8 protein-coding genes are annotated in these 13,550 nt (G+C 71.9%); 3 read left to right on the top strand and 5 right to left on the bottom strand.

What is annotated here, in order from left to right:
* Window position 1 precedes the first annotated feature (1 nt).
* Window positions 2-2,290: a M28 family peptidase gene (locus ACFV0Q_RS00405; protein WP_384998272.1), complete on the top strand. Its 2,289-nt coding sequence runs from the start codon at window positions 2-4 to the stop codon at window positions 2,288-2,290.
* A 69-nt stretch (window positions 2,291-2,359) separates the two neighbouring features.
* On the opposite strand, the gene ACFV0Q_RS00400 is transcribed toward ACFV0Q_RS00405, so the two are convergent.
* The gene (locus tag ACFV0Q_RS00400) at window positions 2,360-3,937 is read right to left on the bottom strand and encodes an aldehyde dehydrogenase family protein (protein WP_384998077.1); all 1,578 of its coding nucleotides are present in this window, start codon (window positions 3,935-3,937) and stop codon (window positions 2,360-2,362) included.
* Between the two features lie 200 nt (window positions 3,938-4,137).
* On the opposite strand from ACFV0Q_RS00400, the gene ACFV0Q_RS00395 reads away from it, so the two are divergent.
* Window positions 4,138-5,031, top strand: a complete 894-nt coding sequence (locus tag ACFV0Q_RS00395) for a Cof-type HAD-IIB family hydrolase (RefSeq protein WP_384998075.1) — start codon at window positions 4,138-4,140, stop codon at window positions 5,029-5,031.
* Window positions 5,032-5,037: 6 nt separating this feature from the next.
* On the opposite strand, the gene ACFV0Q_RS00390 is transcribed toward ACFV0Q_RS00395, so the two are convergent.
* The 4 genes from ACFV0Q_RS00390 to ACFV0Q_RS00375 all read right to left on the bottom strand — a co-directional run bounded on the left by ACFV0Q_RS00390 (window position 5,038) and on the right by ACFV0Q_RS00375 (window position 12,960).
* A complete protein-coding gene (locus ACFV0Q_RS00390; protein ID WP_384998072.1) occupies window positions 5,038-6,774 on the bottom strand; it encodes a GAF domain-containing sensor histidine kinase in 1,737 nt (578 codons plus the stop codon).
* A gap of 24 nt (window positions 6,775-6,798) precedes the next feature.
* Window positions 6,799-10,347, bottom strand: coding sequence for a thiol reductant ABC exporter subunit CydD (cydD, locus tag ACFV0Q_RS00385; protein ID WP_384998069.1), 3,549 nt, complete (start codon window positions 10,345-10,347; stop codon window positions 6,799-6,801).
* Between the two features lie 87 nt (window positions 10,348-10,434).
* Window positions 10,435-11,436 (bottom strand): cytochrome d ubiquinol oxidase subunit II, encoded by a 1,002-nt coding sequence (cydB, locus tag ACFV0Q_RS00380; RefSeq protein ID WP_384998066.1) that lies wholly within the window; start codon window positions 11,434-11,436, stop codon window positions 10,435-10,437.
* 18 nt (window positions 11,437-11,454) lie between these two features.
* Complete coding sequence (locus ACFV0Q_RS00375) at window positions 11,455-12,960, bottom strand: cytochrome ubiquinol oxidase subunit I (RefSeq protein ID WP_384998063.1); 1,506 nt, start codon at window positions 12,958-12,960, stop codon at window positions 11,455-11,457.
* A gap of 189 nt (window positions 12,961-13,149) precedes the next feature.
* Between ACFV0Q_RS00375 and ACFV0Q_RS00370 the strand changes: the two genes are divergently transcribed.
* Window positions 13,150-13,518 (top strand): cyclophilin-like fold protein, encoded by a 369-nt coding sequence (locus ACFV0Q_RS00370; RefSeq protein WP_384998060.1) that lies wholly within the window; start codon window positions 13,150-13,152, stop codon window positions 13,516-13,518.
* Window positions 13,519-13,550: the final 32 nt, after the last annotated feature.

The raw sequence follows: 13,550 nt of genomic DNA, 5'->3' as shown, positions 1-13,550 counted from the left end.
CATGGAAAGGGCCCCCGCCGTGGGGTCCCCGCCGTCGCCGCCCTCCCGGCCCGGTCTCCGGCGGTTCGCCGGCACGTGGGCGGTCCTGGTCCTGTTCCTGGTCGTCTCCTTCTCGCTGGCGCACTGGGCGACCCGCCCGGCGCCCGACGGGGAGGCCGGCCGCGGCGCGCTGGCCACCGCCCAGAAGCTGGAGGACCTCGGCACGCACGTCGCCGCGAGCCCGCAGCTCGCCGATGCGCTGGACCTCGTCGACCGTGACCTGAAGACGATCCCGGGCCTGGAGGTGGAACGGCAGAGCGCCTCGGGCTCGTACCGCTTCCACGACCGCGGCGTCGACTACGGCGTCGAGAACGTGATCGCCCGCCAGCCCGGCGACACCGCCGACGCCCTGCTCGTGAACGTCCACGTCGACTCGGCGATGGAGGGGCCCGGCTCCGCCGACGACGGCATCAACGTCGGCGCGGCGCTCCAGGCCGCACGGCAGCTGGCCGGCCAGGAGCACCACCGCACGGTCATCTACCTGTTCAACGGCGGCGAGGAGGTCGGCCTCACCGGGGCGGACGCGTTCACCAGGCACCCGTGGGCGGCGAACGTCCGCTGGTTCCTGAACCTGGAGGCCGTCGGGTCGGGCGGACTGCCCATCCTCTTCCAGGCGGGCGAGGACGACGGCCGGCTGATCGAGCTGGCGGGCAACACCGCACGGCCCTACGGCTCGGTGCTCGGCCAGTGGCTGTTCCAGGCGGGCCTCATCAACTCCGACACCGACAGCCGGGTATGGCGCGCCCAGGGCTGGTCGGGCCTCGACTACGCCCTCTTCGAGGACGGCTACCGCTACCACACCCCGAACGACCGGGTCGCCGGGATCGGCCCCGGTTCGGCGCAGGCGGTCACCGACCTGACCGTCCGGTTCGCCTCCGACGTGACCGGGTCCGCCGACCTGAGCGACCGCAAGCCCGCCCCCTACTACTTCGACGTGCTCTCCCGCTGGTGGGTGACCCTCGACCCGCTGCCGGTGAAGATCGGCACGCTCGCGCTGCTGCTGGCCCTGGCCGCACTGACCTGGCGGGCCTGCCGGGTCTGGGACGTCCGGCCCGGCCGGGTGGCCGCCACCGCGGGCGCCGCGCTGCTGGGTCTCCCGGCGGCCGTGCTCACGGGCGTCGTGGTGGGTGCAGCCCAGTCCCTGGCCGGCGCGCACGCCTGGTTCGCTCACCCTTGGCTGATCCACCTGGTGACGCTGCCCCTCGTCGTTCTCGGCGCGCTGGCCCCCCAGCTGCTGCTGGAGCGCAGGCGCCGTCGCCGCGCCCCGGACGGCACCCGGCGGCCGGCGGCCCGTACCTCCCTGCTGGGCAACGCCTTGGCGCTCGCCCTGCTCGGCGTGCTCACCGCCTGGCTCGGCATCGGACCCGGCTACCTGCTGTGGTTCTCCTCCGCCCTGCTGGTGGTGTCGATCGGCGGCTTCCTGCTGCTGCCGGGCCGCTGGCGGGCGGTGCCCCTGCTGGTGAGCGCGTTCGTGTCGTTCGTGCTGATCGCCCAGTTCGCCCGGAACCTGTTCGAGCTTGCGGTCCCGATGATGGGCCGGCTGCCGACCGCCGTCCCCATGGACGCGGTCATCGCCGTGGCCTGCACCCTGGTCGCCGTCCCGCTGGCGCTGGTCCTCGCGCCGTTCGCCGTGTTCGCCGGCCGGCCGCCGCGCCGGTCCGGCCTCGCCCTGGCGGCGTACACCGCCTGCGGACTGCTGCTCGTCGGCCTCACCTCGCCGTACGACAGCGCGCACCCCAAGCTGGTGAGCCTCTTCCAGGAGCAGGCCGACGGCAAGGACCCACGGATCGTGCTGGAGGGCCGCGACTCCCTCACGCCCCAGGAGCTGGGCATCGTCGATCAGGTCGCACGCGATACCGGGCTACGGGCCGACGACGACGGCGCGCTCGCCGCGCAGAAGGTGTCCGTACCGGAGGGGACCGTCTCCTTCGACACCGCCGGTACGACCGCACCCGTCCGGATCGCCATCGGCGCGAACCGTGCCGAGCTGGTCCGGATCACGGTGAAGGGCCCCGGCCTCTCCGTCGGCGGCCGGCCCTTCGAGAGCGACGAGGCGGTGATCGACGTCGTCGGCCGCTTCGACGGCCACGCGCTGACCGTCGAACGCTCCGGACCGGTCGAGATCCAGGTCGACCAGGTGTTCCTGAAGACCGGGAAGGACGCCGAGCGGGCCCTGGCGGCGTTGCCGGACTGGACGGTGGGCCATGCGAGGACGGTCGTCCAGCGCACCTGGGCGGACCCCCGGTCCTGAGAGGGGTCCGCTAGCGCTGCGGCGCCGACGGAGGTGGTGCGACCACCTCCATCGGCGCCCGCGGCGTTCTCAGGCTTCCTCGGTCCAAGCGGCCGGAAGCCGGTAGGCCAGATCGGACTCGAAGGTCGCCACGTCCATCTGGGCCTTCTGCAGGGTGCCGGAGAAGTCCCAGTTCATCGACTGCCAGCGGGTGAACTGGTCGAGCACCCACACGCCGGACTGGCGGCTGCCGTTGCCGGACTTGCCGTTCCCGCCGAACGGGAGGTGGGCCTCCGCGCCCGAGGTGGAGTTGTTCACGCTGACCATGCCGGCGCCGACGCCCTGCCGGAAACGGAACGCGGTGGCCGGGTCCTGGGTCCAGACCGCGGCGGAGAGCCCGTAACCCGGGAGGTTCGCCAGCTCGATCGCCTCGTCGAGCGTCCGGTACGTGGTCACCCCGACGAGCGGCCCGAAGGTCTCCTCCAGGAAGATCCGGTCCGTGGGGCGGACCCCGTCCACCAGCACCGGGTGGTAGTACAGGCCGTCCGACGGGTCACCGACGAAGCCCTCCCGGGGGGACTCGGCCGTGATCCTGCCGACCGCGCTCGAACCCAGCACCATGTGGTGGGTGTCGATCCAGCTCAGCGCGTCCTCGTAGGAGCGCGCGAACTTCTCGTCCAGCAGCGGGCCGTAGACGACGCCCTCGGACGGTTCGCCCACCGGCGCGCCCTGCACCGCTTCGGTGAACCGGCTCACGAACTCGTCGTGCACGTCCTCATGCACGATGACGGTGCCCAGCGAGGTGCAGCGCTGGCCCGCCGTGCCGTAGCCGGAGAACAGCGCGGCTTCCACGGCCAGGTCGAGGTCCGCGTCGGGCGCGATGACCATCGGGTTCTTGCCGCCGAGCTCCAGGCACGGAGTCTGCAGGTGCCGGCCGCACAGCTCACCGATCCGTCGGCCGACCAGCGTCGAGCCCGTGAACCCGACCTTGTCCACCAGACCGCGGCCCATCGCGGCGTCCAGCCCCTCGAACGTGGTCTCCCCGTCGGCGTAGACCAGGTTGAGGACGCCGGCCGGTACGCCCGCCCGCCAGGCGAGTTCGGCCAGGGCGCGCGCGGTCGCCGCCGCGTACTCGGCGGGCTTCCACACCACCGCGTTGCCGCACAGCAGGGCCGGGGCCAGGTACCACGACGGCACGGCCACCGGGAAGTTGCCCGCCGTCACGATGACCGCCACTCCGACGGGCATGCGGAAGGTGAACAGCTGCTTGTCGGGCATCTCCGACGGCACGGTGTGCCCGTAGAGCCGCCGGCCCTCGCCGAGGAAGAACTCGCAGGTGTCGATGATCTCCTGGACCTCGCCCAGCGCCTCGGCGTACGTCTTGCCGACTTCGCGCGTGACCAGCCGGGCGAGGGCCTCCTTGTTCGCCTGCACCAGGCGCCCGAAGGCCCCGACGACCTGCCCGCGCACCGGGGCCGGCACCCGCGCCCACTCGCGCTGTGCCTCGCGTGCCGTCTCGCAGGCGTCCTGGAAGGTTCCCGCGTCGGCCAGCTGGACCTCGGCGACGATGTCGCTCTGGCGGGCCGGGTTCCGGGACGTGTGGGTGGCGCCGCTCCCGGCGATCTCCTTGCCGTCGATCACCGAGTTCAGCGTTGTCGGAGCCGCCACCTGGAATTCCTCTCACCATGTCGAATGCGGCCGTGAGTATAGCTGTTGGCATATGAGGCGGCCGGGAGATGTTTCACGTGAAACATGGCGGCCCGAGCTGGCCTGAGCGATGTTTCACGTGAAACATCGGGGACCGAGCTGGTCTGGGTGATGTTTCACGTGAAACATCGGGGACCGAGCTGGTCTGGGTGATGGGGCCCATGCGCGAAGATGGAACCGTGACCTCGGCTCCCCAGCGCCCGGACGGGCCAACCCCCGCACCCCGGCTCATCGCCACCGACCTCGACGGCACCCTGCTGCGTGACGACAAATCCGTCTCGCACCGCACGATCGCCGCGCTCGCCGCCGCCGAGGAGGCCGGGATCGAGGTCTTCTTCGTCACCGGCCGGCCGGCCCGCTGGATGGACGTGGTCAGTGATCACGTCCATGGCCACGGCCTGGCGATCTGCGCGAACGGCGCCGCCGTCGTCGACCTGCACGCCGGCCGGGAGTTCGTCGAGGTCCGGGCGCTGCCCCGGGCCACCGCGCTCACGGTCGTGGAGACGCTGCGGAAGGCCGCCCCCGGCACCTCCTTCGCGGTCGAGCGGACCACCGGCATCAACTACGAGCCGGCGTACCCGCCCTTCTTCCAGGACCCCGGCGCCACCGTCGCCACCGCCGAGAAGCTGCTGCACGAGGAACCCGAGGACACGGCGCCCGTACTGAAGCTGCTCGCCCACCACCCCGAACTGGCCCCGGACGAGTTCCTCGCCCTGGCCCGCTCGGCGGCCGGGGCCTACGCCTCGATCACCCGCTCCAGCCCGACCGCCCTGCTGGAGGTCAGCGGGCTCGGCGTGTCCAAGGCCAGCACCCTGGCGCGCTGCTGCGCCGAGCGCGGCATCTCCCCCGCCGAGGTCGTCGCCTTCGGGGACATGCCGAACGACATCGAGATGCTCCGCTGGGCCGGGACCTCGTACGCGATGGGCAACGCCCACCCGGACGTGATCGCGGCCGCGTCGGGCCGTACGGTCGCCAACAACGAGGACGGGGTGGCCGTGGTGATCGAGCGCATCCTCGCCGAGCGCGCCGCAGCCGCCCACCACGACGCCCCGTAACGCCCTCTAGAGCGGGGCCTCCCAGACCAGGGTGGTCCCGCCGCCGTCCTCGCCGATGCCGGGTCCGTAGTAACTGGACCCGCCCAGCGACTCCGCCCTGCGGCGCAGGTTGCGCAGGCCGCTGCGGCGGCCGCCCTCCGGGATGCCCACCCCGTCGTCGGCGACCTCCAGCCGGACCCCGGGCCGGCCGTCGGCCAGGGTGGCGGTGGAGTCGAGCACCACCTCGATGCGGGACGCCTCCGCGTGCCGGAACGCGTTCGACAGGGCCTCGCGCAGGGCGGCGATCAGGTTCTTGCCCACCAGTTCGCCGACGACCGCGTCGATCGGGCCCAGGAAGCGGTGCGCGGGCTTGAAGCCCAACGGCACGGCGGCCATGTTGATCTCCCTCAGCACCCGGGTGCGCAGCCCCGAGGGGGCCTCCGCCGGGCCCTGCTGGAGCGCGAAGATCGCGGTGCGGATCTCCTGGATCGTCACGTCCAGCTCGTCCACGGCCTTGCCGACCCCATCGCGGACCTCGGGAACGATGGACCGCCGCTGGGCACCCTCCAGCATCATCCCGGTGGCGAACAGCCGCTGGATGACGAGGTCGTGCAGGTCGCGGGCGATCCGGTCCCGGTCCTCGAACACGGCGAGCCGTTCCCGGTCGCGCTGCGCCTCGGCCATCATCAGGGCGAGGGCGGCCTGGGAGGCGAACTGCGTGGCCAGGGTCCGCTCTGCCTCGCTGAAGGGTCTTTTGCCACGCGCCCGCGGGGTGACCAGGGCGCCCAGGACCCGCCCGCCGCTGTGCAGCGGGAGCATCATGCAGGGTCCGTACTGGCTGGTCAGCCGGCTGATCATGCGGGGGTCGCCGGCGGCGTCCTCCACGAACACCGGCTCGCCCCGCAGCAGCCTGTCCACGATCGGGCTCTCGGCGGGGATCACCACCCCGAGGGAGGTGGCCGGGTTCTCGGCGGAGACGGCGACGATCTCCATCCCGCCCTCCTCCGCGGGCAGCATCACGATCCCGGCGGCGGAGTCGGCCAGCCGGCGGGCCTGTTCCGCCACCACCGCGAGGGCGTCGTCCGCGTCCCCGCCGGACAGCAGGGCGGTGGTGACGGCCACCGACCCGTCGATCCACCGCTCGCGCTGGGTGGCGGCCTCGTACAGCCGGGCGTTGCCGATGGCGATGCCCGCCTCGGTGGCCAGGACCCGGACCATGTGGAGGTCGTAGTCGTTGAACTCGCCACCGCCGTTCTTCTCGGCGAGGTAGAGGTTGCCGAAGATCTCCCCCTGCACCCGGATCGGAACACCGAGGAAGGTCTTCATGGGCGGGTGGTGCGCGGGGAAGCCGGCCGACCTCGGATCCTTCGTCAGATCGGCGAGCCGCACCGTGTCGGGGTGGGAGATCAGCGCCCCGAGCAGGCCCCGCTTCCCGTCGGGGCGGTGCCCGATCTTCCGTGCCGGCTCGGCGCTGATGCCGAAGGTGACGAAGTCCGAAAGCCCCCGGCCCTCGGTGTCGACCACGCCGATCGCCGCGTACCGGGCGTCGGCGAGCTCGGCGGCCGTCTCGCAGATGCGGTCGAGCGTGGAGTGCAGTTCGAGGCCGGTACCGACCGAGCGCATCGCCTCCAGCAGCTGAGGTACCCGAGCCGTCAGCTCGGTCGACAGCCCCTGCAGACTCCGGGTGGCCCGGGTGGCGGCCTCCAGCGGGTCCGGAGTTTCCCGTGTCGGGTCCGGTGATTCCTGAGACTCCTGCACTGACATGCCCTTGAGCCTAGTTAGTCCCGTTTAGGAGGGAAAGTCAGCATGGCGAAACTCGGCCAGCGTCCCGTCCGCCTCCCGCTCCCGGTCCAGGAGCGCACGCAGCGGCCCCGGGGCGGACGCCAGCTCCGCGTACGGACCGCGCTGGACGACCGCACCACGGTCCAGGACGAGCACCTCGTCCACCGCTTCGAGCCCGGCGAGCCGGTGGGTGATCAGTACGGTGGTCCGGCCCTCGGTCGCCGCCAGCAGGTCCGCCGTCAGGGCGTCCGCCGTCGCCAGGTCCAGATGCTCGGCCGGCTCGTCCAGCACCAGCACCGGGAAGTCCGCGAGCAGCGCCCGGGCCAGGGCCAGCCGCTGGCGCTGACCGCCCGAGATCCGCTCCCCGTGCTCGCCGACCAGCGTGTCCAGCCCGTCCGGCAGCCCGTCCGCCCACTCCAGCAGCCGGGCCGAGCCCAGCGCCTCGCGCAGCTGCTCCTCGCTCGCCCCGGTCCGGGCCAGGCGCAGGTTCTCGCGGACCGAGCTGTCGAAGAGGTGCGCGTCCTGGGCGCACAGGCCCACGACCCGGCGTACGTCGTCACCGTCGAGGGTCCGCGCGTCGGTCCCGCTCAGGGTGTAGGTGCCTTCGCCCGGGTCCAGGAACCGCAGCAGGACCTGGGCGAGGGTGGTCTTGCCCGAGCCCGAGGGCCCGACGACCGCGATGCGCCGGCCCGCTTCCAGGGTCAGGTCCAGCCCGTGCAGCGCGTCCCGCTCCTGGCCCGGGTGGCGGGCGGTCAGTCCGGTCAGCCGCAGCGGGAAGGGCGAGCCGGACAGCTCGCCCGGCTCGGCCGGCTCGGCGACCGGGACGGGAGCGTCGATGACCTCGTAGACCCGCTCGGCGCTACGGCGCACCCGCTGCCGGTACTGGACGGCCAGCGGCAGCCCGCTGACCGCCTCGAACGCGGCGAGCGGGGTGAGCACCACCACCGCCATGGCCACCCCGGACAGCCGCCCGGAGGCGACGGCGCCCGCGCCCGCCAGCGCCGCGCACACCACGGTGAGCCCGCACACCAGCGCGGACAGCCCGCTGCCGAGCCCGGTGGCCGCGGCCCCGCGCGAGGCGATCCGGGTCAGCGCCCCGTCGCTCTCCCGGGTCCGTGCCTTCCGGCCGGCGAGGGCTCCGGCGACGGTCAGTTCGGCGGTGCCGGTCAGCAGATCGGCCACCCGGGTGGCGAGCTCACCCCGCGCGGGTGCCAGCCGCCGCTCGGCGGCCCGGGCGCAGGCCCCGCTGACCAGCGGCACCCCGACCCCGGCCAACAGCAGCCCGACCGCGAGCACGGCTCCGGCCTCGGGCAGCAGCCAGGCGGTGAACGCCACCGATCCGCCGCCGACGAGCACCGCGGTACCCACCGGCAGCAGCCAGCGCAGCCAGTAGTCCTGGAGGGCGTCGGCGTCGGCCACCAGCCGGGACAGCAGGTCCCCGCGCCGCTGCTCGCGCAGTCCGGCCGGCGCGATCCGCTCCAGCCGCCGGTACACCGAGACCCGCAGATCGGCGAGCATCCGCAGGACGGCGTCGTGCGACACGAGCCGCTCGGCGTACCGGAACACGGCCCGCCCGATGCCGAAGGCACGCGTGGCCGTGACGGCCACCATCAGGTACAGCACCGGCGGCTGCTGGGAGGCCCGGGAGATCAGCCACCCCGACACCGCCATCAGCCCGACGCTGCTGCCGACGGCCAGCGCCCCCAGCAGCAGCCCGAGCCGGAAGCGGCCCTGCCACGCCGAAGCCACCGCCCGCACCCGCCGCAGCGGGTCACCGCCGCCGGTGTCGGCGCCCCCGGTGACCGGCTCCCGCTCGGGCGCCGCGCCGAGGACCCACTCCCCGGGGTCGGTCACCGCCGCAGGCCTGCGCGGAGCGCCCCCGGGCTCGGAGTCCCGGGCCACGGGCAGCGCCGCAGCGCCCTCACCGACCGGGACCACCCGGTCGGCCACGGCCAGCAGCGCCGGCCGGTGCACCACCAGCAGTACGGTCCGGCCGACCGCGAGGCGGCGTACGGCCTCCACCACGGCGGCCTCGGTCTCCCCGTCCAGGGCGGCCGTCGGCTCGTCCAGCAGCAGCACCGGCCGGTCGGCGAGGAACGCCCGGGCCAGGGCGAGGCGCTGACGCTGCCCGGCCGACAGGCCCACGCCGCCCTCGCCGAGCGGGGTCAGCGCCCCGTGCGGCAGTGCGGAGACGAACTCCCACGCCCCGGCGTCCCGCAGCGCCGCGTCCAGGGCCTCGTCGGAGGCGTCGGGCCGGGCCAGCCGGACGTTCTCGGCGATGGTCCCCGCGAACAGGTGCGGGCGCTGCGGCACCCAGGCCACCCGCTCCCGCCACTGCTCCGGGCACAGCGTGGCCAGGTCCGCGTCCCCGATCCGGACCCGTCCGGCGGTCGGCGTCACGAAGCCCAGCAGCACGCCCAGCAGCGTGGACTTGCCCGCCCCGCTGGGCCCGGTGAGGGCCACGCACTCGCCCGGTTCGACGGCGAACGACACGGGCCCGGGCGAGCTCGTGCTCCGCCCTTCGTAACGGACCTCGACCCCGTCGAACGCGATCCGCTGCCCGCCGGGCGGCACGGAGGCCTCGCCGCCGGTCACGGGAACCGGGGTCTCCAGTACCTCGAAGATCTCCTCCGCGGCCGCCAGTCCCTCGGCCGCCGCGTGGTACTGCGCCCCCACCTGGCGCAGCGGCAGATACGCCTCCGGCGCCAGGATGAGGATCACCAGGCCGGTGTACAGGTCCAGTTCCCCGTGCACGAGCCGCATGCCGATGGTCACCGCGACCAGCGCGACCGACAGCGTGGCGAGCAGCTCCAGCGCGAACGAGGAGAGGAAGGCGATGCGCAGCGTACGCATCGTGGCCTGGCGGTAGTCATCGGTGATCTTGCGGATCGACTCGGCCTGCGCCTTGGCCCGGCCGAACACCTTGAGCGTCGGAAGGCCCTCCACGACGTCCAGGAAGTGCCCCGAGAGCCGGGACAGCAGCCGCCACTGGCGGTCCATCCGGCTCTGGGTGGCCATGCCGATCAGGATCATGAACAGCGGGATCAGCGGCAGGGTGACCACGATGATGGCCGCCGACACCCAGTCCTCGGTGACGATCCGGGCCAGGACGGCCACCGGCACCACGACCGCGAGCCCCAGCTGGGGCAGGTAGCGGGAGAAGTAGTCGTCGAGCGCGTCCACGCCCCGGGTCGCCAGCGCCACCAGCGATCCGGTGCTCCGGCCGCGGAGCCGTCCAGGCCCCAGGTCGGCGGCCCGCTCCAGCAGCCGGCCCCGTAGCTCCGACTTGACGGCCGCGCTGGCCCGGTGCGCGGCCAGTTCCGTGAGCCAGGCCACGAGGGCCCGTCCCAGTGCCACCGCCGCGAGGAGCAGCAGCGGGGTCCGCAGCGCGCCGCCGTCGAGTCCCTTCTCGAAGGCGCCGACCACGATCTCGGCGATGAGCATCGCCTGACCGACCACCAGCACCGCTCCGGCGAGCCCCAGGGCCACCACCGCCCCGAGGAAGAGGCGGGTGGATCGGGCGTACCGCAGCAGGCGCGGGTCGATCGGTTTCACGTGAAACATCCCCTCGGCAGGGTCGGGCAGGAGGGCCGGCCCGCGGGCCGCCCGTCTGGAGCGGGCGCCCCGCGGACCGGCGCGGGCTCAGTGCGCGTCGGCGATGTGCTGCGTACCGATGCGCTTGCGGAACACCCAGTAGGTCCAGCCCTGGTAGAGCATGACGAGCGGCGTGGCCACTGCGGCGCACCAGGTCATGATCTTCAGCGTGTACGGGGTGGACGAGGCGTTGGTGACCGTGAGGCTCCAGGCGTCGTTCAGCGAGGAGGGCATGACGTTGGGGAACAACGTCAGGAAGAGCATGGCGACGGCCGCCGCGATGGTGATCCCCGACAGGGCGAACGACCAGCCCTCGCGGCCCGCCAGGTTGAAGCCGACGGCCGCGACCAGCGCCACCACGGCGACGGCCATCGCGATCAGGCTCCAGCCGTCACCGCGCGAGACCTGGGTCCAGATCAGGAAGACCAGGGCCAGCACCGCCGTCAGCACACCCAGCCGGGTCGCCAGCGCGCGCGAGCGGTCCCGGATCTCCCCGACGGTCTTCAGCGAGGTGAAGACCGCTCCGTGGAAGGTGAAGAGGGTGAGGGTGACCAGGCCGCCGAGGACCGAGTAGACGTTGATCAGGTCGAAGAGGCTGCCGACGTACTCCATGTCCTTGTCGATCTTCACGCCGCGGACGATGTTGGCGAAGGCCACGCCCCACAGGAACGCGGGAATCAGCGAGGTCCAGAAGATCGCGTGTTCCCAGTTGCTCTGCCACTTGTCCTCGGGCCGCTTGTGGCGGTACTCGAAGGCGACGCCCCGGACGATGAGGCAGACCAGGATGACCAGCAGCGGCAGGTAGAAGCCGGAGAAGAGGGTGGCGTACCACTCCGGGAAGGCGGCGAAGGTGGCGCCGCCCGCCGTGAGCAGCCAGACCTCGTTGCCGTCCCAGACCGGTCCGATCGTGTTGATCAGGACCCGCTTCTCCCGGCGGTCGCGGGCGAGCAGCTTGGTCAGGACGCCGACCCCGAAGTCGAAGCCCTCGAGGAAGAAGTAGCCGGTCCACAGGACGGCGATGAGTACGAACCAGACGTCGTGGAGTTGCATGGTGTGGTCTCCTCAGCCTCAGTACGAGAAGGCCATCGGCCGGTCGGGGTTCTTTTCGTCCCCGCCGATCTTGGTGGGCGGGTTGAGGTCGTCGTCGGTGAGCTCGGGGGGACCGGCCTTGACGTACTTGACGAGGAGCCTGACCTCGATCACGGCGAGGATGGCGTAGAGCAGCGTGAAGCCGATCATCGAGGTGAGCACCTCGCCCTGGGAGACCCCCGGCGAGACCGCGTCCCTGGTGCGCAGGACGCCGTAGACCACCCACGGCTGACGGCCCATCTCGGTGAAGATCCAGCCCCAGGAGTTGGCGATGAGCGGGAAGCCCATGGTCCACAGCGCCACGATCCAGTAGAGGTGGGAGAACCGGGGGCTCAGCGCCTTCTTGAAGAGGACCAGGTGCGGGACCTCGTCCTCACCGGTGCGCAGGGCCGGCGGCAGCAGGAACCGCTTGCGGGTCAGCCAGAGCCCCAGCATGCCGACCCCGAGGGAGGCCATGCCGAAGCCGATCATCCAGCGGAAGCCCCAGTAGGCGACGGGGATGTTCGGCCGGTAGTCGCCGGGTCCGAACTTCTCCTGCTCGGCCTTGTTGACGTCGTTGATGCCCGGGACGAAGGAGGTGAAGTCGTCGTTGGCCAGGAAGGACAGCAGTCCCGGAATCTCTATGGCGACCTTGTTGTGGCCCTTCTCGACGTCGCCGTAGGCGAAGACGGAGAAGGGAGCCGGCGCCTCGCCGTCCCAGAGGGCCTCGGCGGCGGCCATCTTCATGGGCTGCTGCTTGAACATCACCTTGCCGAGCAGGTCGCCGCTGATGGCGGTGCCCAGACCCGCGATGATCATGACGACCAGGCCGAGCCGCAGCGAGGTGCGCATCACGGGGATGTGCTTCTTGCGCGCGAGGTGGAAGGCCGCGATGCCGACCATGAACGCGCCGCCGACCAGGAAGGCGGCCGTGATCGTGTGGAAGAACTGGGTGAGCGCGGTGTTCTGGGTGAGCACGTGCCAGAAGTCGGTGAGCTCGGCCCGTCCCCGCTCCTCGTTGATGCGATAGCCGACCGGGTGCTGCATCCAGGAGTTCGCCGCGAGGATGAAGTACGCGGACAGGACGGTGCCGATGGAGACCATCCACATGCAGGCCAGGTGGATCCTCTTCGGCAGCTTGTCCCAGCCGAAGATCCACAGGCCGATGAAGGTCGACTCGAAGAAGAAGGCGATCAGGGCCTCGAAGGCGAGCGGGGCGCCGAAGATGTCACCGACGAACCGCGAGTAGTCCGACCAGTTCATGCCGAACTGGAACTCCTGCACGATGCCGGTGACGACGCCCATCGCGATGTTGATCAGGAAGAGCCTGCCCCAGAACTTGGTGGCCTTGAGGTACTTCTCCTTCTCGGTCCGCACCCAGGCGGTCTGCAAGATCGCGACCAGCGCGGCCAGCGAGATCGTCAGCGGAACGAACAGGAAGTGGTAGACGGTGGTGATGCCGAATTGCCATCGCGCCAGAGTCTCTGGCGCCAGAGCTAGGTCCACGTCCTCGTCTCCTTCATGTCGCCGTGGTCACAGCGGCAGTTTGCCGGTTGCATCCCACTCATTCCGGGAGGAAGCGGGACACGCTTGTGAACGCGTTCACATTCACAAGCATTATGGCGCACCGACTTCGACGGCTTTCAGCCGGGGTCCCCCTAGCCAAGACATTCAACAGATTGTTGAATGCCGCCCATGAAGATTCGATTCTCCTGGCCCGCCGGCCATCTCACCGCGACCCTCGACGAAACGCCGACCAGCAAGGCCCTGGCCGACGCGCTCCCCATCTCGGCATCCGCCAACACCTGGGGCGAAGAGGTCTACTTCGACACCGGCGTCTCCGTCGCCCTCGAGGACGACGCCCGCCAGGTCGTCGACCCGGGCACGGTCGCGTTCTGGACCGAGGGCAACGCACTCGCGCTGCCCTACGGCCCGACGCCCATCTCGCGCGGAGGCGAGAGCCGCCTGGCGAGCCCGTGCAACGTGCTCGGCTCGTTCGACGGCGACCCCCGCCTCCTGGCCACCGTCCGCGACGGCGACCCCATCCGCGTGGAACTGGCCTGACGACCCCGCCGGGGCCATCGCCCCACCGGGAT

This window comes from Streptomyces sp. NPDC059564, assembly GCF_042735575.1.
Taxonomy (GTDB): Bacteria; Actinomycetota; Actinomycetes; order Streptomycetales; family Streptomycetaceae; genus Streptomyces.
This window is presented reverse-complemented; position numbering and strand designations above follow the sequence as displayed.